The sequence below is a fragment of the Rothia sp. HMSC066G07 genome (genome assembly GCF_001814485.1).
Lineage (GTDB): Bacteria > Actinomycetota > Actinomycetes > Actinomycetales > Micrococcaceae > Rothia.
Window position 1 is genome coordinate 57850 of the sequence record NZ_KV816933.1, and the last position, 26025, is coordinate 83874.

The 26025-nt window shown below is 58.7% G+C and carries 20 protein-coding genes; 1 reads left to right on the forward strand and 19 read right to left on the reverse strand.

Annotated elements, in window-relative coordinates; translation table 11 throughout:
• Window positions 1-19: 19 nt before the first annotated feature.
• The 10 genes from atpA to HMPREF2971_RS08575 all read right to left on the reverse strand — a co-directional run bounded on the left by atpA (window position 20) and on the right by HMPREF2971_RS08575 (window position 10828).
• Window positions 20-1645, reverse strand: coding sequence for a F0F1 ATP synthase subunit alpha (atpA, locus tag HMPREF2971_RS08530; protein WP_044150561.1), 1626 nt, complete (start codon window positions 1643-1645; stop codon window positions 20-22).
• Between the two features lie 187 nt (window positions 1646-1832).
• Window positions 1833-2645 (reverse strand): F0F1 ATP synthase subunit delta, encoded by an 813-nt coding sequence (locus HMPREF2971_RS08535; protein WP_012903760.1) that lies wholly within the window; start codon window positions 2643-2645, stop codon window positions 1833-1835.
• On the reverse strand, window positions 2645-3202 hold the full coding sequence (locus tag HMPREF2971_RS08540; RefSeq protein WP_005506460.1) for a F0F1 ATP synthase subunit B: 558 nt from the start codon (window positions 3200-3202) through the stop codon (window positions 2645-2647). The genes HMPREF2971_RS08535 and HMPREF2971_RS08540 overlap by 1 nt, the downstream gene beginning before the upstream one ends.
• 51 nt (window positions 3203-3253) lie before the next feature.
• Window positions 3254-3457 carry an ATP synthase F0 subunit C gene (atpE, locus tag HMPREF2971_RS08545; RefSeq protein WP_005506461.1) on the reverse strand — a complete coding sequence of 68 codons (204 nt, stop codon included), beginning with the start codon at window positions 3455-3457 and terminating at the stop codon, window positions 3254-3256.
• Window positions 3458-3600: 143 nt separating this feature from the next.
• Window positions 3601-4392, reverse strand: coding sequence for a F0F1 ATP synthase subunit A (gene atpB, locus HMPREF2971_RS08550; protein ID WP_049340658.1), 792 nt, complete (start codon window positions 4390-4392; stop codon window positions 3601-3603).
• Window positions 4393-4504: 112 nt separating this feature from the next.
• The gene (locus HMPREF2971_RS08555) at window positions 4505-4765 is read right to left on the reverse strand and encodes a hypothetical protein (protein ID WP_049340660.1); all 261 of its coding nucleotides are present in this window, start codon (window positions 4763-4765) and stop codon (window positions 4505-4507) included.
• A gap of 28 nt (window positions 4766-4793) precedes the next feature.
• Window positions 4794-5360: a hypothetical protein gene (locus HMPREF2971_RS08560; RefSeq protein ID WP_053088846.1), complete on the reverse strand. Its 567-nt coding sequence runs from the start codon at window positions 5358-5360 to the stop codon at window positions 4794-4796.
• Window positions 5360-6646 carry an MraY family glycosyltransferase gene (locus HMPREF2971_RS08565; RefSeq protein WP_049350328.1) on the reverse strand — a complete coding sequence of 429 codons (1287 nt, stop codon included), beginning with the start codon at window positions 6644-6646 and terminating at the stop codon, window positions 5360-5362. The genes HMPREF2971_RS08560 and HMPREF2971_RS08565 overlap by 1 nt, the downstream gene beginning before the upstream one ends.
• A 256-nt stretch (window positions 6647-6902) precedes the next feature.
• Entirely contained in the window at window positions 6903-8861 is a 1959-nt protein-coding gene (locus HMPREF2971_RS08570; protein WP_070692532.1) for a polysaccharide biosynthesis protein, read from the reverse strand.
• The gene (locus HMPREF2971_RS08575) at window positions 8861-10828 is read right to left on the reverse strand and encodes a glycosyltransferase family 2 protein (RefSeq protein ID WP_070692535.1); all 1968 of its coding nucleotides are present in this window, start codon (window positions 10826-10828) and stop codon (window positions 8861-8863) included. Before HMPREF2971_RS08575 ends, HMPREF2971_RS08570 begins: the two co-directional genes overlap by 1 nt.
• 429 nt (window positions 10829-11257) lie before the next feature.
• Here HMPREF2971_RS08575 and HMPREF2971_RS08580 point away from each other — a divergent pair, with 429 nt between their 5' ends.
• Window positions 11258-12259 (forward strand): NAD-dependent epimerase/dehydratase family protein, encoded by a 1002-nt coding sequence (locus tag HMPREF2971_RS08580; protein WP_049363897.1) that lies wholly within the window; start codon window positions 11258-11260, stop codon window positions 12257-12259.
• A 189-nt stretch (window positions 12260-12448) separates the two neighbouring features.
• On the opposite strand, the gene HMPREF2971_RS08585 is transcribed toward HMPREF2971_RS08580, so the two are convergent.
• The 9 genes from HMPREF2971_RS08585 to lysA form a co-directional block, all read right to left on the reverse strand.
• Window positions 12449-13666 carry an L-threonylcarbamoyladenylate synthase gene (locus HMPREF2971_RS08585; protein ID WP_070692538.1) on the reverse strand — a complete coding sequence of 406 codons (1218 nt, stop codon included), beginning with the start codon at window positions 13664-13666 and terminating at the stop codon, window positions 12449-12451.
• Between the two features lie 169 nt (window positions 13667-13835).
• Complete coding sequence (prmC, locus tag HMPREF2971_RS08590) at window positions 13836-14744, reverse strand: peptide chain release factor N(5)-glutamine methyltransferase (RefSeq protein WP_070692542.1); 909 nt, start codon at window positions 14742-14744, stop codon at window positions 13836-13838.
• A 342-nt stretch (window positions 14745-15086) separates the two neighbouring features.
• Window positions 15087-16232: a hypothetical protein gene (locus HMPREF2971_RS08595; protein WP_070506674.1), complete on the reverse strand. Its 1146-nt coding sequence runs from the start codon at window positions 16230-16232 to the stop codon at window positions 15087-15089.
• A gap of 360 nt (window positions 16233-16592) precedes the next feature.
• Complete coding sequence (prfA, locus tag HMPREF2971_RS08600) at window positions 16593-17675, reverse strand: peptide chain release factor 1 (protein ID WP_049337341.1); 1083 nt, start codon at window positions 17673-17675, stop codon at window positions 16593-16595.
• A 142-nt stretch (window positions 17676-17817) separates the two neighbouring features.
• Window positions 17818-19971, reverse strand: a complete 2154-nt coding sequence (gene rho, locus HMPREF2971_RS08605) for a transcription termination factor Rho (protein WP_070692545.1) — start codon at window positions 19969-19971, stop codon at window positions 17818-17820.
• A 512-nt stretch (window positions 19972-20483) separates the two neighbouring features.
• Entirely contained in the window at window positions 20484-21452 is a 969-nt protein-coding gene (gene thrB / locus HMPREF2971_RS08610; RefSeq protein WP_049363912.1) for a homoserine kinase, read from the reverse strand.
• Between the two features lie 123 nt (window positions 21453-21575).
• Window positions 21576-22676 carry a threonine synthase gene (gene thrC, locus HMPREF2971_RS08615; protein ID WP_049337338.1) on the reverse strand — a complete coding sequence of 367 codons (1101 nt, stop codon included), beginning with the start codon at window positions 22674-22676 and terminating at the stop codon, window positions 21576-21578.
• Window positions 22677-22833: 157 nt separating this feature from the next.
• Entirely contained in the window at window positions 22834-24123 is a 1290-nt protein-coding gene (locus HMPREF2971_RS08620) for a homoserine dehydrogenase (RefSeq protein WP_070692548.1), read from the reverse strand.
• Window positions 24124-24438: 315 nt separating this feature from the next.
• Window positions 24439-25959, reverse strand: coding sequence for a diaminopimelate decarboxylase (gene lysA, locus HMPREF2971_RS08625; protein WP_070692551.1), 1521 nt, complete (start codon window positions 25957-25959; stop codon window positions 24439-24441).
• Window positions 25960-26025 lie beyond the last annotated feature (66 nt).

Below are 26025 nucleotides of genomic sequence, written 5' to 3' on the forward strand. Positions count from 1 at the left end.
AGAAGGCGAGGACTAATCGCTAACCGATGGTTTCCTGAGTGATGTCGCTATCGCGAGCTGCCTTGTGCTCCTCGTGACCTGCGTCGACGAGGTGGCTGCTGCCCTCAGACTTGAAACCCTGTTTGAAGTCAGCAACTGCGGACTTCAGAGCTGCAACGGTGTCATCCTCAAGCTTGCCGGAGGAAGCGATATCGGTCAGTACCGAGGTCTTGTGACGCAGGTACTCGATGAAGCCTGCTTCGAAGCGCAGCACGTCGGAAATCTCGATGTCGTCGAGGTGACCGGAGGTACCAGCCCAAATGGAGACAACCTGCTCTTCAACTGCGTACGGGGTGTACTGCGGCTGGCGCAGCAGCTCGGTCAGGCGAGAACCGCGGGTCAGCTGTGCCTTGGTTGCATCGTCCAGGTCGGATGCGAACATTGCGAACGCTTCCATTGCACGGTACTGTGCCAGCTCCAGCTTCAGGGTACCGGAGACCTTCTTCATAGCCTTGGTCTGTGCGGCACCACCAACACGGGAGACGGAGATACCGACGTCGACTGCCGGACGCTGGTTAGCGTTGAACAGGTCGGACTGCAGGAAGATCTGGCCGTCAGTAATGGAGATGACGTTGGTCGGGATGAAGGCGGAAACGTCGTTTGCCTTGGTCTCAATGATCGGGAAGCCGGTCATCGAACCTGCGCCCAGGTCGTCGGAGAGCTTAGCGCAACGCTCCAGCAGGCGGGAGTGCAGGTAGAAGACGTCACCGGGGTATGCTTCACGTCCCGGCGGGCGGCGCAGCAGCAGGGACACAGCGCGGTATGCTTCTGCCTGCTTCGACAGGTCGTCGAAGATGATGAGGACGTGCTTGCCACCGTACATCCAGTGCTGGCCGATAGCCGAACCGGTGTAGGGTGCCAGGTACTTGAAGCCTGCTGCGTCGGATGCAGGAGATGCCACGATGGTGGTGTACTCCAGCGCGCCGCGAGTCTCAAGGGTGTGGCGGACAGCTGCGATGGTGGATGCCTTCTGGCCAACAGCCACGTAGATGCATCGAACCTGCTTCTCGGGGTCACCGGAAGCCCAGTTGTCCTTCTGGTTCAGAATGGTGTCGATCGCGATAGCGGTCTTACCGGTCTGGCGGTCACCAATAATCAGCTGACGCTGACCGCGACCGATCGGAATCATCGAGTCGATTGCCTTCAGACCGGTCTGCAGCGGCTCGTGAACCGACTTACGCTGGGTCACGCCGGGAGCCTGCAGCTCCAGTGCACGGCGACCTTCGGCCTCGATGGGGCCCAGGTCATCGATCGGGTTACCGAGGGGGTCAACAACGCGACCGAGGTACGCGTCGCCAACGGGCACCGAGAGGACCTCACCGGTGCGGTGTACGACCTGGCCCTCTTCAATACCGGTGAAGTCACCCAGGACAATCACACCAATATTGCGGGTATCCAGGTTCTGTGCGAGGCCGAGGGTGCCGTCTTCGAAACGAAGCAGCTCATTCGCCATAACCGAGGGAAGACCCTCAACACGAGCGATACCGTCGGAGGCCGATACAACTCGACCCACCTCAACACGTTCTGCATTGCCGGGTTCGTAAGACGCTGCAAACTCGTTCAGCGCATTACGGACATCTTCGGCATTGATGGTCAGTTCGGCCATCTTGTGTCCCTGCTCTCTCATTGTGGTTGCGTTCCGTCAACGGAACCAACCGAAACTTGCAATTCGGGTTGAACGGGCGGGCAATGCCGCCACTTCTGCGAAGGAGGCATCAGCCACGCACCCGCTACCCGAGGTATCTTCTAAATCACCGTTGCGACGAACGGTTCAGCGTCGCTAGCTTGAGCCGCTAGCCGATGGAACGAGCCAGGTCGGACATGCGGGTCTCGACGGTACCGTCGATCACCTCGTCGCCCACCTGAACACGCAGACCGCCCAGAACGGCGGGGTCCACCGAAACGTCGAGCTTCAGCTCACGGCCGTACACGGCGTTGAGCGCGCGACCGAGACGTTCAAGCTGTGCCTGCGACAGCGCAATCGCGCTAGTTACGCGCGCAATGTAACGGTTCTGTCGCGTGACGATGATTTCTGCGAACTCATCGGCTACCCGTGCAGCGTGACGGCCGCGGGGGTTGGAGCCAACTCGTTCGAGCAGAAGCACACCTTCGGCGGTGGTGGCGGGGCCACCGAGCGCCACGGCGAGCTTCTTCTTTGCTTCTTTGCTTGCCTGATGGTCGGACAGCGCTTCCTGCGCCTGAGCGTTGGAATCAACGGTACGCACAAAGGTGAGTAGTTCGTTGAGCACCTCGTCCAGGGCATCCACGCCACCGCGAGACTGAGCCGATGCGGTCACGGCGAGCACTGCTGCACGCTCCAGGGCGTTCGCCAGATCAGTATCATCAGACCAGCGCTGAGCCACCGCATTGGTGAGAACAGCCATAGCCTGCGAAGAGATCTTACCGTCGAAGACGGTGTTAGCGATACCCTGACGTGCTGCTGCATCACGCGAAGAATCGGTGACAGCACGGCGCAGGGTGCCGTTGTGGTCGAGAACATCAACCACAGCGAAAAGCTCGCTCGCCAGGTTCAGGGGCTGCAGGGAAGCGTGAGCTTCCAGCACCTCTTCCACCTTGCTCAGTGATTCAGTAGATACTCCTGCCATTACCGAGCCGCACCTGCGTTCTGCTTCTCGGTTTCAAGGTCAGCAAGAAAACGATCTACCACACGGGCCGATCGCTCATCATCGTTGAGGGCTTCGCCCACAATCTTGCCGGCAAGGGTGGTAGCAAGAGTGCCAACCTCGGAACGGAGGGACACTGCTGCTGCCGCACGCTCTGCCTCGATAGCCTTTGCCGCATTATCGCTAATGCGCTGAGCCTCAGCGGTTGCACGCTCGCGAGCATCGGCAATGATTGCCTCGCCCTCTGCGCGTGCCTCTTCACGAATCTTCTGAGCCTCCAGTCGAGCGCTTTCGAGCTGCTGGGTGTACTCATCGCGAGCCGCTGCAGCCTCTGCCTGTGCCTTCTCGGCCTTGGCAAGGCCACCTTCGATTGCTTCCTTACGGTCCTGGTAGATCTTCTCGAACGCCGGGACAACGTACTTAGCAACGATGTAGTAGAGGATCAGGAATCCGATGAGGGTAATGACAATTTCCCCGACGTCGGGAATCAGGGGGTTCGAAGTTGCCTCCGCTCCCCCGTCGCTTGCCAGATAAATCATGGAGGGAATCCTGTTCTATGGGATGGGTCGTTTAGGATGTGGCAGAGCCGGTTACTTGATGAAGACGAGAACCAGGCCCAGAATTGCCAGTGCCTCGACCAGTGCGAAGCCCAGGAACAGCATGGGCTGCAGGGTCTTCTGGGACTCGGGCTGACGAGCAACGCTGGTCATGTATGCCGCGAAGATCAGACCCACGCCGATGCCGCCGCCAATAGCTGCCAGACCGTAGCCAACCGCAGTGATGGAACCAACCATTATTTTTCCTTTCAACAGTGTTCGACCGGGAACATACCCGGACCGAACAGAGTTTGATTTGAGTTAATAGCCCGCACAGTGAACGTGTGGGTTGCTTTATTCACGCCCAATGACGAACGCGAAAACCTAAAAAACTAGAGAGTTTAGTGTCCCTCGGAAACCGAGCCCTGCAGGTACACAGCCAGCAGCAGAGCGAACACATAAGCCTGGATGCACTGAATCATGAATTCCAGGAAGTACAGGAACAGGCCCAGAGCACCGGGAGCAATAGCAGCCAGGTAGCCGATACCACCCAGAGTCTCAACCATGTAGGTCACCATGCTGGATGCAACCATCAGCGCCAGGTGACCACCGAACATGGTCGCGAAGAGACGTAGCGCGTGAGTTGCGGGACGAATCAGCAGGTTCGAGAAGAACTCGATCGGGATCAGGATGGGGTAGATCCACACCGGCAGACCCGAGGGCATGGTGATGTCCTTGAAGAAGCCGCCCAGGCCCTTGCGCTTGATACCAACGCCAACCCAGGTCAGGTACGCTACGCCAGCCAGTGCGTAGGCGCTACCGGGGTGGGAGAAGGAGGGCAGCTGAACAAACGGAATCGAACCGTAGAGGTTGTTCACCAGAACGAAGAAGAAGGAGGCGAACAGAATCGGCACGAAAGGCTTGTAGTGCTGTACGCCCAGGGTTTCCTTACCGAGGGAGTTACGAGCAAACATGTAGCCAGACTCAGCGATGAACTGAGTCTTGCCGGGAACCATGGCGCGCTTACGTGCTGCGGTGAGGAAGAAGACCGCGATAATCACCACGGACAGCAGAATCAGTACGTTCTGCTTACCGAAAGCGAAATCACCAATGGTGAAGAAGGGGGGCAGATGCATGTCTTCGGGGGTCGGCGGCACATAGGCTTCCGCGAGGATCAACCCGTTCTCGATCAAAGCAAGTCCTTTCTTGCTACTAGTGGCTATCAAGAGCCCATGTCTGCCTCTAAGCGACTGACATGCTAACTACATGGATGAATGTGTGACCTAGCGGTCCGCGTTCAATGACCTAGCGGTCTTTATTCTGCCTGGTCATGTAGGTAAAGACGAGGGTCAAACCTCCGACAGCGCCAATCAAGACACCAACCCACACCAGCCAGGTGGTGGAGAAGACCAGGTCACCGAGGTAACCGATGCCGCCCCACACTGCTATACCGATGATCAGATAGAGAATCGACATGACTGCACCGGAGAGCCCTCCGTCAGACACCAATTCTCCGGTAGTGCGGAGCTTTTTATCTCCGTCCCACCACTTCTTCTCTTCGGCCAAACGTATTTCCTTTCAAACACCAATCGCGTTACCGACCATGGTCTTCCAGATCGGTGTCGAAGTATAGAATTCTCAGTCGTGCGATGCTGACTGTTTCAATAACAATCCACAGAATCACGCCGGTACATGCGCCTGCGAGAGTCCAACCGTGCCTCAGATTCTCGGGGAACGGCACAAACATCAATACCAGACCGAGCAGAGCAATCTTCACGAGGTAGCTCACCACCAGCGATTTGGGTACACCCCAGTCGAAAATGGGAGCAACCAACATAACCAATACGCCCAGAGTGAAGCATATATAGATTATCAGAAAGCCCAATGTTATTCCTAGCGCGCCCACGGGGCCCGCAAACAGGTACGCACTCATCATACCGCCCAACCAAGCCAGCAGAGAGTAAGCCGATACCCTGTAGAACAAAAATTTCCAGGAAAGCTCTTGACTCTCGAAAGAAGAGGCCTTCAAACCTGCTTGAGCACGCTCTCGGCGGTGTTTCTGCTGCTTCTTGCGCTCCGCCGGCGGATACCACAGAACGTCCACCACGCGCCTCCAGAGAGGCTCTGCAGGAGCCTGAGATTTAGGCTGCTCAGAAGCCATTAGTGTTTCTCCCCACGATTCTGATTAGACTGCGTCGAAGAAGAGGAAGCAGAAGAAGGCTGACCCGCACGATCCTTCACCGAATCCGGCATGATCGGCTCCGGATGCAGCGAGGTCGGCTCCACATTCTCAGGAGTCGCAGGAACACCAGTTGCCGAGGTCAAAGAGCCGGTAGCAGGCTCTGCAGTTGCCGACTTCGCCTTCGGCGCCGAACCCTTCGAATCCGCCGCAAAGCGCTTCGACAGGTCAATCGCAGAAGTAGGTGCCTCACCGCCAAAGAGCTGCGGCATACGCAGGTACACCACCAGCACGGCAAGAGCCACAAGAACCACACCAACAGCCGCCAGCACGGCGCCCGAAGCAAACAAATCAGAGGCAAACGCCAGCAGCACCCACACCAGAATGGTCGTACCGGTCACCACGGCGGTCGAACCAAGGTGGCTGAAACCAACATCCGTCAGACGCTGATAAGTGTGAGTACGGTGCGGCTTGTACCACTGCTCCCCCGCCATAAAACGACGGAACAGAGTCGTACCCGCGTCCGCCAGATACGTCATCAGCGGAGCAAAAGCCAACAGGAACGGAACATCCGCAAACCACGCGCCCACAGCCAACGTGCCCAGCGCCGCGCCCAAAACATAAGAACCCGCATCGCCCAAAAACACGTTCTTACCAGGGCGCACATTCCACGGCAGGAACGCCGCAAAAGCACCGGCAACAGCCACACCAGCCAAAGCCAGCCACGGAAGGTTCACCATCCAACCGGTCAGCGCATACGCCAAACCAGCCACCAGACCGTGAGCACCAGAAATACCGTTAATGCCGTCCATAAAATTCGCCACGTTAATGTAGCCGGCAACAAAAATCGCGCCAAGAATCAGCAGCAGAATGTTCGTGCCCTGCACCGTCGCAAAGCTCACGCTCACCAGTACGCCAATCACCAGCTGCAGGCCCGCACGACGCACAATGCTCACGCCGCGAATATCCTCAAGCCAGCCCAGGGCAAGAGCACACAGAATCGCCGCGGCAATCGTCACCGCCAGCTGCAAAGACTCAGCAGAACGGTACGTCCAGCCGAACAGGGTAGCCGCCACAAACGCCACAAAGGTCGCAGCCGCAGTCGCCAAACCCATACCGCGGTAGGTCGGAGCAGTATGCGAAGAACGCTCATTAGGAACATCCACCATGTTGTAGCGGTGCAAAATCGGGCGCACCGCAAACGGCAAAAGGGCACCCAAAACAAAAGCAAGAGCAAAAATGCTCAACAGCTCAGAAAAGGAGGTCATACCAGCTCCAAGGCATTGGCGCCGCTCCCCTGGACGCAAGCTCCAGAATTGCAGCTAAGGGACGATGTGTGCGTAGTGTGTGTGTGTTTACTTCGTATTCTATAGAACTCTTCAGTAGCCCGGGACTAAACATTACAGATTCTCTCCATACGTTCTGCATATTCTGCGTCCTGAAATGTTCTACACCCGAGAAAGAGAAAACACCGGATACCGCACCCGCCACGCAAGTGCAGCATCCGATGTCATTCCCTAAAGATTAGAACGTCTGCGCATCCGCCAAAGTACGCGGATCAGGGGCACGCTCCAGGCCATGACGCTCATAGCCACTGTGCTCCCGATAGTTCTGAATCCACAGCTCATAATCGAGCTCATCAGGGTCAAGCGCCGGAGCACTCGACCGGGAAATATACCGGTTCTCCTCACTAGGTACCAGCTTCTCGGTACCGCCGAAGAGAGCCTCATCCAGCTTCTCACCCTTGCGAAGACCAATCTCCTTGATCTCCACGTCATACCGCTCATACGCCTGGCGCATCGCCTTCGCAACGTCCAGGATCTTGACCGGCTGGCCCATATCCAGCACCATGACCTCACCCGGGCGACCAATCGCACCGGCAAGCATCACCAGCAGGCAGGCATCGGTAATCAGCATGAAGTAACGGGTCGCGCGCTTATCCGTCAGAGTAATCGGACCGCCCGAAAGAATCTGCTTCGTAAAGAGAGGCTTAATCGAACCGCGCGAACCAAAGACGTTACCGAAACGAACCGACACGTAGGTGTTACCGGTCTTCTCGCCAAAGTACGCGGTCAGACGCTCCGCCACGCGCTTGGACTGGCCCAGCGCAGTCTTCGGATCCGCCGCCTTATCGGTCGAAACGTTCACGAAGGTCTTCACGCCCACCGCCTCCGCGGCACGCAACACGTTCAGAGTGCCCAAGGAGTTCGTCTTCCACGCCTCCTGCGGGTACGCCTCCAGCGCCGACACATGCTTCAAAGCCGCAGCATGGAACACCACCTCGGGGCGACGGTCACGGAAAATCTCCAGCAGATTATCGCCCTCACGAATATCAGCCAGAATAATGCGGTCATCATCCAGGCTCGACTCGTGAGTAATCGAAACCTTCGTCTCCATCAGCAGAGTCTCATCATGATCAAGCATCATGAGGGTCTCCGGCTCAAACTCGCTAATCTGACGGCACAGCTCCGAACCAATCGAACCGCCCGCACCGGTGACCAGCACGCGCTTACCGTGCAGGTACGAACGCAGAATATCGCGGTCAATATCGTAGTTAATCTCGCCACGAATCACGCGCATCAGGTCGTTATCGCTCGCGGTAATCAGACGCTCACCCATCAGTCGAGCATTCGCGCTACTAATACGCTGAACCTCAACCTTAAGCTTACGCATGCGGTTGCAGAAGGACTCGAAGTAATCCTCCGACATATCCGAAATCGTCACCAGAATCTTACGGGTACCCGACTCACGAATCACCTGCTCCAGCTCACGGTAAGTAGTAATCACCGAAATGCCGTGGAACTTCGTACCAGCCTTCAGCTGGTCATCATCGAAGACCGCAACCGGGCGAAGCTTCGCCTCCTCATCGTGCAGCATCGAATCCATGACCATGCCGCCAATAAAGCCGGCACCGTACACAATCACTGGCTCGCCCGTCAGCTCACGCACAGCACCGCGCTCAGTGTACACACGCTTCGCCATGCGAGCGCCCGCCATCATAATCAAGCTAAATGCCGCCGCAATCGCAGGCACACTATGCGGAATATGCGGCAGACCCAACAGCTCATCCACAAAGGAGAAAGCAGTCAACGCCGCACCCGCACTCAAAGCAGCCGCGCCGGCACGCCAGGACTCGTCAAACGAACCGTACGAATACACGCCGTTATAAATCTTCACGCCCGCCAAACCAACGACCAGGTGCAACACCACAGCCAAAGTAGCGGTCATCGTCAACGACGCCGGGTGAATAATATCGAACACCGAGCCGTTGCTGAGCAGCACACTATAGCGGAGCATGTACGCGAACAAAACCGACAGAACCCAGGCACTCGAATCAATCAGCGCCTGCGCAATCAGCCACCATGGCTTACGCTCATACAGGCGGTTCACCAGCATCGTGCCAGAGTCACCCTCCGTCACCATCGTGCCGCGCTGAGCAGCCTTCTGCATCACCACATGAGCGTGAGGTTTCAACTGAGCCACTACATGCCTCCTTCAGATGCGGTGCCAGAAGAACGAGAAGAAGAACGAGCCGTCAACGACGACAACGCACGAAACGCCGAACGGCGCGCCTGCTCAGGAACAAAACGGTACACACTCCGCACCGCCATATTCTGAGCCCACTGAAGCTTAGAAATACCGTGACCGGTGTACAGTCGACGCTGAATCGCCACATCCTGCAACCAGGCGTCCACTCCCCCGCGCTTCGTGTACGCGCCCGCACCCACGCGGTAACGCACTAGCGCCTCGGGGATATTGCCGAGACGGTAGCCGGCATCGCGCAGACGCATCCACAGCCACCAATCCTCAGCGCCGGGCACGAACTCGTAACCGCCCAGCTGTTGCACGGCGCTCTTCACGAACGCCACGGACGGGTGATAAATCGGGTTGCGCGAATCCATCGCGCGCAGCAGACGCGCAGAATCAACAATCGCCTCGCGGGTCGACTCCACCGCAGTATTGCCCTCATTCACCTCAAGCATGGCAGAGCCCAGCACCGTGTAGCCGCCCTGCACCAGGGCAGGAATCAGACGCGCAAAACGAGTCGGCTCAGACAGGTCATCAGAATCAGCACGAGCAACCAGCTCATACAAACACGCCTGCAGACCGGCGTTCAGCGCCTCCGCCAAACCAACATTCTGAGCCAGATCCACCACCTGAATCGGCGGGCAATCCAGATTCTCGGCGCGCTGAACCCAGCGGTCCACCACGGCATCCAGCTCGGGGGTCAGCGGACCATCCTTCACCAAAACCAGCTCGGAAGGACGCACCGTCTGGTTCAGCAGATTCGACTCCAACGCCTGATCCAGATAGGAGGGGTTCTCCTTCGCGTACACGCTCATCAGCACCGAAAAATCGGGTACGGAGCTCACGCAACCGCGCGCCTTCTCAGAATCAGCGTGACTTTCAACGGATGCAGGCACGCCGTAGCGGCCGGGGAAAGTCAGCGGGTAAATGCCCTCAAGCACCTGAGCATTCGGGCGAGGCGCACGCAAACCATCACGCACACCATTGAGGAAATACCCCAGGTAGGTTCGGCGGTCATCAGTACGCAGAACAGTAGAAATCCACAGGCGCGCCGACGAGCCACCGTAGAGCAGCTTCTCCAGCGGGTTCAGGGTACGCGAACGGGTAAAGACCCACAGCTTATTGCGCACATCGTTATAGAAACGCGGCCCCGGGTCAGCGTTCGTTGTACCAAAAGTCTTCGTGTGGTGCTTAGCCACCGAAGAAGGCACCGCAATGCCGTCACGGTGATGAATCAAACGAGTCGAAAACTCGAAGTCATCATTCCAAATAAAGAACTCAGCAATCGGCAAACCACCATTACGGCGAATAGCCTGCGCATCCATCAGAATCGACACGAACGAGGCGCTACGAATCGGGCGGGCACCCACAGCCTGCGCACGAGCATGACGCTGCTGACCCGCCGCAAACATCGTGCGCGGAGTGTTCATCGGGTGGTCCTCGCCGTTCGTCCACACCACACGAGATGCCACCACCGCGGGGCGCTGCGAAGGCACCGGCGAATAGTTCAGCCAGGCGGCAACCGCCTCCGACAGGGTATTCTCGGTTGGCTCGGTGTCATCATCCATAACCCACACCAGGTCCGGGTTGTGGCGTTCCAGGGCACGGTCAATGCCCACCGCAAAGCCGCCAGCACCACCCATGTTCTTCTCCAGGCGGATGCAATCCACCGGCAGCTCATAGTCCAGGGTGCGCAGATACTCGGCGGTGCCATCCGTGGAGGCGTTATCAACAATCACCACCGCCGTAGGCACGCGCTCACCCGAAGCGATACCAGCCAGGGTCTTCGGTAGCAGGTCCTCGCGGTTATAGGTCACCACCACGGCAACCGTGCGGGGGTACTCGTTCAAAGAATCGCAAGATGAAGACTGATCGGAAGAAGGCTGGGCAAAAGCGGTCACGTCGCTGTACTTTTCTGCCATAAGTTCTCCCTCCACGGCGCGATGCGCCTGAATCAGCCGATACGCGATATACCCATACCGAACTGGGCGCTTGTGGTGTTTCTCGCGCCCGCGGTATTCAACCGTGTGGATATATCACTCAAAGAAAATATTCTACCTGCGGTCTCCACTAGAGAGTGAACCATCACCCCAAAAGGCGCACTTTATGACAAATAAACAACCGAATTCAGTTGATTTATCCGCATAGCGGACGTACCGGCACACCCAGTTTTGGGTATCCATCAAGCTACCAGCTTCACAGCCTGTGTTTGCGCTGTGCACCCCGTGCGAAAAAACGACCAGAGACCGAATAAAACCCCACAAATTCCCCATAAACTGTTCAAATATGGGAAAGTTGAAATGACCCCATTTTTCCCCGCAACGTACGCGGGCTCGTGAGAGGTAAAAGAGATGTCCGAATCCAAGTGGAAAGTCATTGGCGCCAGCGGCTTCGTTGGTTCCTCCATCGTCGCGCGTCTGAACGCAGAAGGTATCAGCGTCGACCCCATTGAGGCACCTCGACTCGCAACCCGAGCCCTCGACGTAGACAGCATCATCGACGAAGCAGACCAGCTTGAAGGCATCATCGACTCCCTCGCAGAAGCCTTCGCCGGCGCGCAGGTCGTCGTCAACGCAGCGGGCCTCGCAGCACCCAACATGCAGGATTTGCCCCCGCTCGTCGGCGCAAACGCCCTGCTTCCCGCCGTAATCGCCATCGCCGCGCAGCGCACCGGCGTGCGCCGCGTCATCCACCTCTCCTCCGCAGCGGTACAGGGCCCGCGCCTCGTGCTGGATGATTCCGAAGAGACTAACCCGTTCAGCGCCTACTCCTTCTCCAAGGCACTCGGCGAAGAAGCACTGCTCGACCTGCAGGACTACTTCCTCGAAGAGCACCCCGACAGCGCACCCGAACTGTGCATCCTGCGCGCAACCAGCGTGCAGGGCCGCGGACGCCGCACCACCGAACTCTTCGCCAAGATGGCATCCTCCCCCTTCGCCTCCGTTGCGGGCGCAGGCACCGGCAAGTCGCCCGTCTCGAGTGTGCACGCCCTCGCAGAATTCGTGGTCATGCTCGGCACCTTCCCCTGCGAACTACCCGCCATCGTGCTGCAGCCCTGGGAAGGCGCAACCGTCGCCTCCGCATCCGTGGATGCTGGTCGCCGCCACCCGCACCGCCTGCCCGAGTGGCTCTGCCGCGCGGCCGTCAAGGCGGGCTACACCGTCTCCGAACTAATGAACGACAAGTTCGCAGGATCCGTACGTAAGGTCGAGGTCATGTGGTTCGGCCAGGGCATCGACGACTCCTGGGCACGTGACAACAACCTTCTGCCCACCCCGCGCGTGCGTGAAGTACTGCGCAACGCCCACACCGCGCTGGGTAAGAAGAAGGACCGCCGCTTCGAGAAGAACTAGGTAGCGCGCGTGCTCTCCTAAAGGTGCACGACCTGAGGCAGGCAGCCTGATGTATGCAGCCTAGGGGCGCATAACCTAGAGGACTCATAACGAAAGGGAACCCCCGATATATCTGAACGATATATCGGGGGTTCCCTATACGTTTTTATGCTCCGAGATTTATACCCGAGCGCTATAACCCGCAGAGGTTTAGAGGTGGTCCTCCGGGGCATCCTTCTGCTCGGTCTTTGCCTCAGCTTCAGTCTTGGTAGCCTCAGTCTTAGCGTCTTCAGCCTTAGCTTCTGCCGGCTTAGCCTCGCTCTGAGCGGGTGCACTCTGAGCGGCAGTCTCAATCTTCGACTCGCCAAAGACCAGCGCGCGAGCAGTATCAGCAGGAACCGGGTGGGTCTGCGGCTCATCCGCACGAACCGGCTTCGGAGTGTTGTCACGGTAGCCGCGCGAACGCTCCTGATCCACGCCAGTGCTGAAAGCAGAAGACAGAGCCGAAGTAGCGCCCAGCAGAGACGCAGCGACAGAACCGGCAACCGGTGCCGAAGCGCGACGAGCAGGCTCACCGCTCACAGTGTGGGTGCTGTCCCACTGCTCGTACGCCTCATCCAGGTCAGCCTGCTCATCCAGAGCACGCTCAGAAGGAGTCGACTCAGACGGCGCAGAAGAAGCAGTCTCAGCTTCCTCAACCTTACGAGCTGCCTGCTCGTCAGCCTCCGCACGAGTCAGAATGGTCGGAACGACCTCACGCAGCTCCTCCACTGAAATTGCGCCCTCACGAACCACCACGTAGGGGAAGGAAGTGCAATCCAGAATCGTCGACGGTGCCGGGTCACGCTCAGTCACCACGACCACGCCGTCCTCATTCGGCTCAGATTCAAGCGGCTTAGGACGAGCGCCACCGTCAATCACCACGGCAACGTCCTCACCCAGGGAATCCATGGCGGTCTGTGCGTCCAGTGCGGCTTCTTGACCGGTCTTGTTCGCGCTCGAAACCGCCAGCGGACCGTGCTCAGTCAGCAGCTTCAGGGCGAACTCATCATCGGGAACACGGACGGCAACAGTACCGCGGGTCTCACCCAAATCCCAGCTCAGTGACGGGTACGCGTGAAGAATGAGAGTCAGCGCGCCGGGCCAGAAGCGACCACCCAGATCGTAAATATCGTCCGGAACGTCGTCGACCACGCCAGCGAGCGCAGCAAGATCAAAGATCAGCACGGGCGGCGGCATGGTGCGGTCGCGGCCCTTATCTGCCAGCAGCTTGGCAACGCCCTGATGCGAGAAAGCATCGGCGGCAATACCGTAGACGGTATCGGTGGGCATCACAATCGTGTCGTGCGCCTTCAGCGCCTCGCGGGCAGCTTCGATGGCCTCGCGGGTCTCAGTTTCAGTCGTTACGGGGTACAGCTTTGCAGTCACGGGTCTTATTCTCTCATGTTTTTCTGGATGCGGCGAGACACCGGCACCCACAACGCGCCATGTGGAAGCACTCTTCCGGGGGTCCACCATATTTCACCGGCTCCGAACGGGCTGAGGAGGCGGACGCGTTGCCTTCATGCAGCCCGGCACGGGCTAGGTGGTGCATCTACTAGTCTAAAGGCTCTAGTGGGCGCGGTTTATAACCGACGCTATGACGCGGACGATTATTCAGGTCACGCACCGGGTAGCAGCCCTCGAAGCCAACACGCGCCAACAGCTCGGCGACGGCTTCTTCCTGGGTGTCGTCGTGCTCCATAATGAACAGGCCGCCGGGGGTAAGAAGCTCGAAAGCGCGGGCGGCAATTGCAGAGGGCATCTGCATGCCGTCCTCTCCCCCGCCGTACAGTGCCATGTCCGGGTCGTGCACGGCGGCTTCCGGGTCGGAGGGTACGTTCGCCGGCGGAATGTACGGAGGGTTCGAGAGCACCGCGTCGAAGGTTCCGGCAAGTTCGGGCAGGGCTGTGAGGGCGTCCCCCTGAACCAGGTGCACGCCGAGCGGCTCCAGGTTCTTGCGGGTGTAGGGGATGGCGTCTTCGGAGAGCTCTACCGCGAATACTTGGGCGTTCGGCAGTTCGCTCTTGATTGCCGCGGCTATAGCCCCGGAGCCGGTGCACAGGTCGACGATGCGTAACGCATCGGTTGCCGATTTGGTGCGTGCGGCCAGCACTTTGAGGGCTTCTTCGACGAGTAGCTCGGTCTCTGGGCGGGGTACGAACACGCCCGGTCCGACTGTCAGTTCTAGGCGGTAGAAGGGAGCGGAGCCGGTGATGTGTTGCAGCGGTTCGCGGCAGACGCGGCGGGCGACTAGCGCCTCGTACTCTGCGACCTGGTCGGGGGTGAGCCGTTCCCCCATCAGCGCGGCGTGCTGGAGGCGCGAGCGTGAGCCGTCGTAGAGCAGGTGCGAGGCGAGTAGCTCAGCATCGACGCGGGGGCTGGGCACCTGCGCCAGTGCCGCGGTGGCGCGCGTGAGTACCTGAGCGAGTTCTTCCCCGCGCGGGTCGTGCACATTCACCTTCATGAGCTCTCCTTATGCTCTCTTCTACCTTTAGAAATTATCCCCTTTTAGGAATTGCCCTTGGACATGTCTAAATAGCGGCTACGCTAGCTCGTATTGTTTGCTTTCACAACCGATAATTTCCTCGCTAAGTAGCACCTCACAGAGTACCATTCCTCCAATTCCCTAATTCGTCGATGCGGGTAGCTAGTTTCTCAGACCGGACTATCCGTCATCCAAAAGAAGACAATAGAACCCAGCAAACTTTACATCTGCCGAGGATGGAGGGGCAGCCGTAACAGCCTGTCACGACCACCCCTCCCCTACACGCTATGCGCTACGGGGATATCCCGTAGACGCTCCGCCCTAGTACCAGAGGTCCTCACCCCGATAGTTTGGGTCGCCTCCGCCGCAGTAAGTGCACTCACTATCGCAATAAGCTGCACCGCATGTTTCACCGGGAATTCCGATAGACAGGTACTCGTAAGTTCCCTTTAGATAGGATGCTTCATGCCAAAGAAGAACCTCGAACGGCGTGGTCTCTTTCGTTTCCCGGTGCAGAAGCCCCGCGAGTGACTCCAACCGGTCAACAACCGCACGGGTAGCGGTGCGCATCAGCCAGCTCCGATCGTCTCGTTCCTCGTACCAGGACGGGTAAACCTTGAACGGATCGGACGGGCTAATCCTGTCCGGAGGGGAAACGTCGGTGGATTTGCTGAAGAAGTACCCCGAATCCACCAGCGCCAACACCATGTGAGGTGCCGTAGCATTCAGCAATTCGGAAGGATACGGCTCATCAGCCAGCGGCGGAAAATACCAGCGGAACCAGTAGCTCCTAGCGCTATGCACCCCTTCAAAGAACTCCGGATGGCTCTCCTGAAGCTCCGCATATTCCTTTGAATACTTGAGAGCGTTCAGAGAGTCCGCCACCTCCGGAGTAATCGGTAAGATGTAAGCCACCGCCCCGCCAAAGTTCCACGTCTGCTGATGCCTAGCATCCGGCCAGTGGTTGGAAATCAGCTTCTTCTGCAGATACCTGCCGAGATAAACATAGTTGTGGTCCTTCACCACAACCACGTTCTCGTAGACCACCTTCACAATACGCGGGCCGTCAGAGGTCAGCACATGGTCACCGATACGGCATACGATTTCTCGGCCTTTGCCGTCTCTCGTCATCATGGTGACGGAGGTATGGTCGAGAGTTGCCCCCAGGTAAAAAGCGTGCCGGCAGATGACGGGGTACCTAATCTTCTCGCCCTCCCAGTCATAGCAGGTCAAGACAATATCAAATGGATCGTCTTCCCTCACCTCGCCGGTAAAGACGTACCGATCATCCCAATACTCATAGGGTTGACCAACACGAGAGCGGTTCAGCAACCGTGCCGAGAACTTCGAGCCCTCCACTCCCGCAACTTCAAGAACAAGCAGCTCGCGTCCGTCTTTACCATCGTCCAAATCACTAATTTCGACAAGAATTCCATCACCCGGTTGAAGGTCAACAATAACGCCCATATTCTCTGCCTTTCGCTCAATAGCTAACCAAAAATCATCAGTATCGAAATCTCAAAAATTACCGGCGCCGGACTACGCTGCCCGGCACCCCTAAAGCGGCTTCCATCTTTTCTCTATTCGTTTTTCAAAGAACACCGCTACCGGGGCTCTCACCCGCGATAAACCCCACGGCAACGCTAGCTACACCTCTAGTCTAGGGTGAAGCTTTCAAACACGCGCGGCGTTTGGTCATTCACCGCTCGACGCCCGGTGATAGGCGCAAAAAAGGCGCGCGAGTTCAGCAATCAAGCTAAACTCACGCGCCTATACCGGTCTGCTATCGCAAACCCAAAGCCACTAACAAGTGAAAGTTATACAGAACTACTTCTGTTCCTGGCCCACCTGAGCGAGGCGGTGCGCCTCATCCATCTCAATAGCGGACTGAACCACAGGCTCCAGGTCACCATTCAGTACAGCATCCAGGTTGTACGCCTTGTAGCCGGTACGGTGATCCGCAATGCGGTTCTCTGGGAAATTGTAGGTACGGATACGCTCCGAACGGTCCATAGTACGCACCTGCGAAGCACGGTGCGCCGCGTTCTCAGCGTCAATCTGCTCCTGCTGGTGAGCCAACAGTCGCGCACGCAGCACGCGCATTGCAGCTTCACGGTTCTGCAGCTGAGACTTCTCATTCTGCATCGCCACGACAATACCGGTGGGCAGGTGGGTAATACGCACCGCCGAGTCGGTGGTGTTCACCGACTGACCACCGGGGCCCGAAGAACGGTACACGTCAATCTTCAGGTCGTTCTGGTTAATCTCGATTTCCTCGGGCTCATCCACCTCAGGGAACACCAGAACACCAGCAGCGGAGGTGTGGATACGGCCCTGAGACTCGGTCGCCGGAACGCGCTGCACGCGGTGCACGCCGCCCTCGTACTTCAGGTGCGCCCACACGCCCTCAGCAGGCTCATTCGAGGAACCCTTAATAGCGATCTGTGCGTCCTTGTAACCGCCAACATCGGTGCTGGTCGAAGAAATAATCTCAGTCTTCCAGCCCTTGTTCTCGGCATAACGCATGTACATGCGCAGCAGGTCACCAGCGAACAGAGCCGCCTCGTCGCCACCAGCACCAGCCTTCACCTCAAGAATGACGTTACGGCCATCATCCGGGTCACGCGGAATCAGCAGGCGGCGCAGCTTCTCCTGAGCAACCTCCAGCTCCTCCTCCAGGCCGGGAATCTCCGCCGCGAAGTCCGGATCCTCATCAGCCATCTCGCGAGCAGCCTCAAGGTCATCCTTCAGCGAAGTGTACTTGTTGTACGCAGTCACAATACCGGTCAGCTCCGCGTAACGGCGGCCCACACGGCGTGCCTTACCCTGGTTCGCCTGCACGGCGGGGTCCGCCAGCTGATTCTGCAGGTCAGCGTGCTCATCCAGCAGAACCTGAATAGATTCAAACATTCTGTTCTCTCTTCCATCTCCCGCACTTTACGCCGCACGGGCAGGCACTAGACATCTCACACCCCTCACAACGGGGATGCACAAAACGAACGGCTCACGCGCCCCACCCACATGAGGAGGTGGGGCGCGTGAGATACGAGCCTTAGTCGACCAGACGCAGACCGTTCTTCTGAACCGTCAGAAGGAACTCCACGTTGCTTTCAGTCTTACGCAGCTGGTTGGTCAGAACACCCAGAGCCTGCTCGGGCTCCATACCCGCCAGGGCACGGCGCAGACCCCACATAATCTTGACCTCATCCGGGGAGAGCAGGTTCTCCTCGCGGCGAGTACCAGAAGCGTTAATATCAACCGCCGGGAAGATACGCTTATCCGCCAGCTGACGGGACAGGCGCAGCTCCATGTTACCGGTGCCCTTGAACTCTTCGAAGATCACTTCGTCCATCTTCGAGCCGGTCTCAACCAGGGCGGTAGCCAGGATAGTCAGCGAGCCGCCCTCTTCAATATTGCGGGCAGCACCGAAGAACTTCTTCGGCGGGTACAGCGCGGCAGAATCTACACCACCGGACAGGATACGACCGGATGCGGGAGCCGCCAGGTTGTATGCGCGGCCCAGGCGGGTCATGGAGTCCAGCAGCACGACCACATCGTAGCCGAGCTCCACCATACGCTTTGCGCGCTCAATAGCCAGCTCAGCCACAGTGGTGTGATCCTCAGCCGGGCGGTCGAAGGTCGAGGCAATAACCTCGCCCTTAACGGTGCGCTGCATATCGGTCACTTCTTCAGGACGCTCATCCACCAGGACCATCATCAGGTACACGTCCGGGTTGTTCACGGTAATCGCGTTCGCAATGGACTGCAGCATGAGGGTCTTACCCGCCTTCGGCGGGGACACAATCAGACCACGCTGGCCCTTACCAATCGGGGACACCAGGTCCACCACGCGGGTGCCCAGCTTCTTCGGGGTGGTCTCCAGACGCAGACGCTCCTTGGGGTACAGCGGAGTCAGCTTCGAGAAGACGCGGCGGTTCGCTGCTTCCTCAACGCTCTGACCGTTAATCGCCTCAACCTGAACCAGCGCGTTGAAACGCTGACGGTTATTCGACTCGCCCTCGCGCGGCACGCGAATCGCGCCGAGCACGTGGTCACCCTTACGCAGGTTGTACTTCTTCACCTGAGCCAGGGAGACGTACACGTCATTAGTGCCGGGCAGGTAGCCGGTGGTACGCACGAAAGCGTAGTTATCGAGAATGTCCAGAACACCCGAAATCGGTGCCAGCACATCGTCTTCGCTCAGGCGAGGCTCGTTCTCCTCGCGGCGGCGAGCCTGCTTCTCAGCACGCTCAGCCTGACGGTCACGCTTGGAACGGCGCTCAGTACGCTCGGTGCGCTCGGTGCGCTCGGCACGCTCTGCACGCTCAGCAGCCTTACGCTCGGCACGTTCACTACGCTCAGTGCTGCGCTCTGCACGCTCAGCCTGACGGTCACGCTTAGTGCGGCGCTCGGTACGCTCACCATCCTGATCGCGGCGACGCTCACGAGTGCGGGTACGCTTCGAGCTCTTCTCACCGTCGGGGGTACCAAAAGTCATATCCAGGGCAGCGTTCAGGCTGTCCAGGCTCGCGGTGCCGTCAGCGGTAGCAGCCTTCAGCTCAGCAGAGTTACCGGGCAGATCAATCTGCTCCGAACGCTCGCCAATACGCTCAGCGGCCAGCTCAGCGCGCACATCCAGCGGAGGAAGCTCAGCGGGATTCTCGTCCTTACGGGTGCGGCGGGTACGCTTCTCCGCCTTCTCGTTCATCTCAGCCGATGCGTCCTCACCCTCAGCGGCACGGCGAGCGCGCGCACGCTTCTGAGCGGGAGTCTCGTAACGAGAGGAGCGGGTACGCTTCTCAGACTTTTCAGCCTTCTCAACGCCCTCAGCGGGGGCTTCAGCAGCCTCAGTGTTTTCGGTTTTCTCCGCCTTCGCCTCAGCATCCTTCTGGGCGCGAGTGCGGCGAGTACGGCGAGGCTTAGATTCTTCAGCCTTCTCAGCAGCGGGATCCTGGGCAGATTCAGCAGCTTCAGCGGGTGCTTCAGACGTAGGCTTTTCAGACTTGGGTGCAGCAGGAGCGGCTACGGCGCCACCACGCTGATGCTCCTCAAGAGCCTGAACCAACTCAGCTTTCTTCAACTTCAGGTAGCCGCGGATACCAAGCTGCTGGGCGAGGACACGCAGCTGCGCGACCTTCAAGTTTGCAAGTTCCGGTGCGGCAGCTTCCGTACCGTACTCATCGGTGACAACAATATTCTTTGCCAACTACAATTCCTTTGGTTATAAGCCCTGAAAATCTTCAGAATAAAGATCGGGCGGGCGCTATAGCGCGGTCAAAGGTTTAGACACTGCCGAAAGAAAACAGCAGTCTGCACCTTCGACTCCCTCGAACCGCGCTGGAGGCGGTTCGCGTCTCTTACCGTACCCGCTGATTCAGACACAGCGAGCACACACGGAAGATAAGGCGCTCTATCACAAATGTGGGTAAGCCCAAACCATCATCTATACAAACCATCTACGCGAGATGAAGAGGATGGATTGGTCACTTTGAAAGGGCACCCGCCGCGAAACCGAACCCTCAGAACAGTCTTCCTTATGCGTCAGAAATAAAGAAAGACATGAATCCCAAAGGCACTCCCCCGAACCTTGCCGGTTCCCGCTCAGACACAAAAAGCATCTGAGGCATCAGGGGAAACGGAAGTACGTTACGAAGGATAGTATCGACGGTCTACATTGAACGACGGGCGAACCTCAACGTAGGACGAACTAATAACGTCCTACTGAGTAACTATAACACCTTCAGTGTCAATTTCAAGGGGAAGAACCCGCCAGTTCAGGCGGCGATCCGCAATAACGCTACTAGGGTGGGTCGCCTCAAACTCGGCAATAGCGTCCTGAACCTGTCGCACCTGCTCATCGCCGTGGGCAAAGGTCAAAACGGTCGGGCCAGCACCAGAAATCACCGCCGCAAAACCCTGACCGCGCAGGTACGCAACCAGCGTAGCCGACGGTTCCATCGCGGTCACGCGGTACCCCTGATGCAGGTAATCCACGGTCGCATCCATCAGGTACTCGGGAGTATCAGAGAGGGTGCGCACCAGCAGCGCCGCACGAGCCGAGTTCGCCGCCGCCTCAACGTGGGGCATCTGCGCAGGAATCAGCGAACGGGCAAGCTTCGTCGACACCTCATAATCGGGCACAGCCACCACAGGGTGAACGTCAGGATGCACTGGAATAATCACGGTCTTCCAGTTGCCCATCTCACCCCAGGACACCGACAGGTTGCCGTAAATCGCCGGAGCCACGTTATCCGGGTGGCCCTCCATATCGGAGGCGACCTGCAGCATCTGCTCACGGCTCAGACGGTGCTCCTCCGGCAGCAGACCGCTCGCCGCAGCCACACCCGCCACAATAGCGGACGCCGAAGAACCCATACCGCGAGAATGCGGAATCTTATTATCAGCAATCAGCTTCACCGGCGGCAGCTCATCCAAACCAGCCGCCGCAAAACCGGCCTTCATCGCCTGCAAGACCAGGTGGCTCTCATCGCGAGGAACATCCGCGCTACCCTCACCGCTGAGCTCAAACTCCAGGCCGGACTCAATGCGCTCAACAACCAGCTCATCATAGAAGCCAAGGCCCAAACCCATGCTGTCATAGCCGGGACCCAGGTTAGCGCTCGTAGCGGGAACGCGAACCTTAACGGACGCGCCCACCGGAATATCAGAAATATGCAGGGAAGACATGAGAAGAACCTCGCGATCGGTGACGTAATGAGTGAATAGGTGAAAGATACAAAAAGGGGCTGTCATGCAGGTGCACCCCGCCCCGCAAACACGGGACGGAGTGCACATCGTAGTATGAACAGACTAGTTCAAATCAAGAATATCTGCCACAGCAACCACGTCGAAGGGAGCCTTAGTCGGCTCAACCTTCACACCGTTAACAGCCTCAAGAGCCCACTGGGGGTCCTTCAGACCGTGACCGGTCACGGTAATCACGATGGTCTTACCCTCGGGAGCTTCACCTGCGCGGTGCTTCTTCAGCAGACCCGCAACGCCAGCAGCCGAAGCCGGCTCCACGAAGACACCCTCGCGGGCAGACAGCCAGCGGTGCGCCTCCAGAATCTCCTCATCGGTGACAGCCTCAATCACGCCGCCAGACTCGTCACGAGCAGCTTCAGCTTTCTCCCACGATGCGGGGTTACCGATACGAATCGCGGTCGCAATGGTCTCCGGTGCCTCAATCGGGTGACCAGCAACGATCGGTGCAGCACCGGCGGCCTGGAAGCCCCACATGATCGGACGCTTGGTCGCAACCGGCTCCAGAACCTCACCGTCACGGTTGGTGTAAGGCTCCGAGTACTCCTTGTAGCCCTTCCAGTACGCGGTGATGTTACCCGCGTTGCCAACCGGCAGCAGGTGGTAATCGGGAGCGTCACCCAGGGTGTCAACAACCTCAAACGAACCGGTCTTCTGACCCTCAATACGGTAAGGGTTCACCGAGTTCACCAGGAACACCGGGTAGTTCTCGCTGAGCTTGCGAGCAATCTCCAGGCAGTTATCGAAGTTGCCGTCAATCTGAATGATGTCAGCACCGTGAGCGATAGCCTGAGACAGCTTACCCATAGAAATCTTGCCGTCCGGAACCAGCACCGCACAGCGCATACCAGCCTGCAGAGCGTACGCAGCAGCCGAAGCGGAAGTGTTACCGGTCGAAGCACACACAACAGCCTTCGCGCCGTCACGCTTAGCGGCGGTCATCGCGCTGGTCATACCGCGGTCCTTGAACGAACCGGTCGGGTTCATACCCTCAAACTTCAGGTAAACGGTGTTACCGGTCTCAGCAGACAGTGCCGGCGCGTGAATCAGCGGGGTACCGCCCTCGCCCAGGGTCACAGCCTTTACATCATCTGCGAAGGGCAGACGGTCACGGTACTCATTGATAACGCCCTGCCACACGTGTGCCATTGGCTTCTCCTTCAATCTTGGCGCCCCGCCCGCCGGACCTCCCATAGGTCCGGCGCGGTAGCGGGTACGCGGGTTAGTTAGTGAGCGATGCACCCGCAAGCGAACATCGCACGTTTAGTGAGCGGCGCGTGCCGCACATAGATAACGCTTTTGAGCCTTAGTGCTTCTCGGACTCCACGCGGATGACCGAGTTCACCTCACGCACAGTGTCCAGAGCATCAATCACAGCAATCGCACGGCGCAGATCAGAATCCTTCGCCGAGTGAGTCACCATACGAATCTGAGCCGCGCCCTCCTTCGGGGCGGACTGGCGCAGAGAATCAACAGAAATGCCGTGCTCAGTCAGGATGCGGGTAATGTTCGCCAGAACGCCCAGACGGTCCTCCACCAGAACACCCACCGAGTAGCGAGACACCACGTTATCCAGGCTGGTTGCGTGCAACTGAGCGTGAGAAGTCTCCGGAACACCGGGACCGCCCAACACCAGACGACGAGCCAGGGACACGAAGTCACCCAGAACAGCCGAAGCAGTCGGTGCGCCACCTGCACCGGGGCCGTAGAACATCAGCTCGCCGGCGTTCTCCGCCTCAACGAACACAGCGTTGAACGCACCGTGCACACCAGCCAGCGGGTGCTGACGAGGAATCAGAGTCGGGTTCACGCGAATGTTCGCGCCGTTCTCACCCTCGCGCTCGCAAATAGCCAGCAGCTTGATGACGTAACCATCAGCATCCGCGGCAGCAACATCATCAGCGGTGATGGAAGTAATGCCCTCGGTGTGCACATCATCAATAGTGAAAGTCGAGTGGAACGCCAGCGAAGCAACAATCGCAGCCTTCGATGCGGCGTCGTGGCCCTCAACGTCAGCGGTCGGGTCAGCCTCCGCGTAGCCGAGCTTCTGAGCCTCAGCCAGTGCATCCGCGAAGGATGCGCCGGTGGTGTCCATCTGGTCAAGAATGTAGTTGGTGGTGCCGTTCATAATGCCCAGAACGCGGGTCACACGGTCACCAGCCAGAGAGTCGCGCAGGGGGCGCAGAATCGGGATAGCGCCCGCAACAGCAGCCTCATAGGAAAGCTGAGCACCGGACTTATCAGCGGCCGCCTGCAGCTCCACGCCGTGCTTAGCCAGTAGCGCCTTGTTACCGGAGACCACCGACTTACCAGCCTCCAGAGCACGCAGAATACGAGTGCGAGCCGGCTCAATGCCACCAGTCAGCTCGATGACCACATCCGCCGCATCAATCAGGGATTCAGCGTCGGTGGTGTACAGCGAGGGGTCCGCATTCCAGTGGCGGGATGCATTAGTATCGCGCACAGCAATACCGATCAACTCCACGGGGGCGCCAATGCGCTTTTCAAGGACGGCGTTATCCTCGACCAGGATGCGAGCAGCCTGGGAACCGACATTACCGGCACCAAGCAGTGCTACTTTGATCTTTTCAGCCACGATAGTCTCTTTCTACGGTCTGTTCCGGGTTCGCCCCGGTATCTCTTCGGGCTACGGCGTGGATGCGGCGCAGAGCACGCACTCAACAACCACTTTATCAAGAGGCGGGGACGGCTCAGCAGCCTCAAGCTGCGACTTTTACTCTCTGAGATGAGGTATCCCTCACAGTTATGAGGTGAACCTTATCTTCTGCGAAGTTTTGAACACGCAAAACCGTGAAGCCCCGCCCGCAACCGCCACCTCACGGCACGCATTGTAGAAACGGGAACTTCACGGCTTTTCATGATGTCAGAATGGGTTCTTAGATATCCGTTCTTAGATATCCGAACCCATATCCAGCGCCAGCATATCCTCCTCGCGCTGACGACGAATCATCACGCGAGAAGGCTTACCCTCAGCGGTCGCAATCACCGGCGGGCGAGTCAAGAAGTTATAGTTCGAACCCAGCACATAGCAGTACGCGCCGGTCGCAGGAACCGCCAGAATATCGCCAGCCTGCAGGTCAGCCGGCAGGTAGCAGTAACGAACCACCACATCGCCAGACTCACAGTGCTTACCCACCACGCGAGAGAGCACCTGCTCCCCCGCCGGGGCACGATTCGCCAGGGTCACCGAATAATCCGATTCGTACAGCACCGGACGGGCGTTATCGCTCATACCGCCGTCCACCGAAACGTAGCGGCGCACACGAATCTCGCCGTTCTCGTCCTCAATGCTCACGTTCTTAATGGTGCCGACCGTGTACAGGGTCGCACCCGAAGGACCAGAAATGGAACGGCCCGGCTCGAACGACATGTGCGGAATCGCCATGCCCAGGCGCTCGCAGGTTGCCGCAACGGAAGCGGCAATCGACTCGGTCACCTCGGTAATGGAGCGGGGGTGATCCGCCTCGGTGTAGCCGATGCCGTAACCGCCACCCAAATCCAGCTCCGGCAGCGTCACACCCAGGTCACGGTTGAGGCGGTTCATGAACTCCAGAGCGGTAGTAGCCGCTTGCTCGAAGCCCTCCGCCTCAAAAATCTGCGAACCAATATGGCAGTGAATACCGCGGAAATCCAGGGAATCGGTCGCGTTCAGAATCGCGGCAGCCAGAGCCGCGTAAGAATCGGTAGACTCAACACCCCAGTGCTCCAGCTCCTCTTCATCCAGACCAGCAAGCGCGGCGGTGCCGGGCTGCAGGGACATGCCGAACTTCTGATCCTCGTGCGCGGTCGCAATGGATTCGTGGGTCGAGGCATGCACGCCGGGGGTGATGCGAATCAGCACCGGAACCGGGGCGTACGGCTCCTCGCCCTCAGCCACACGCTCGGCGGCAAGCTCGGCGTACACGCGCTCAATGAGCTTGAGCTCGTCCACCGAGTCAGCCACCACACGACCCAGGCCGTTGCGGATCGCGCGGGCAATCTCAGCTTCCGACTTGTTATTACCGTGCAGGGCGATATTCGCACCGGGCACCTGCGCACGCAGAGCCAACGCCAACTCACCACCGGAGGCGGTATCCAGGCACAGCCCCTCCTCGGTCGCCCAGCGCGCCACGGCAGTGGACAGGAACGACTTACCGGCGTAGTAGACGCTCACCTGCGCGCCGTGCGCGGCGAAAGCCTGTTCAAAAGCGGTGCGGTAGGCGCGGGCGCGGGTACGGAAGGTCGTCTCGGAGAAGACGTACTGCGGGGTTTCGTGCTCATCAACCAGGTCGCTGACGGTCACGCCGTCAATGCAGAGCTCGCCCTGCTCATTGCGGGTGAAGGAATCAGTCCAGATGGTGCGGGACAGTGCCTCGGGATGCTCAGGGTAGGTGAGCCATTCGGGGGCGTAGAGGGCGCGGGCTTCGCTCATCGTGTCTCTTTCTTAGCTATCTTGCCGGCATACGTTCAACCCCCGCCCCGGTAGCACCGGGTCGGG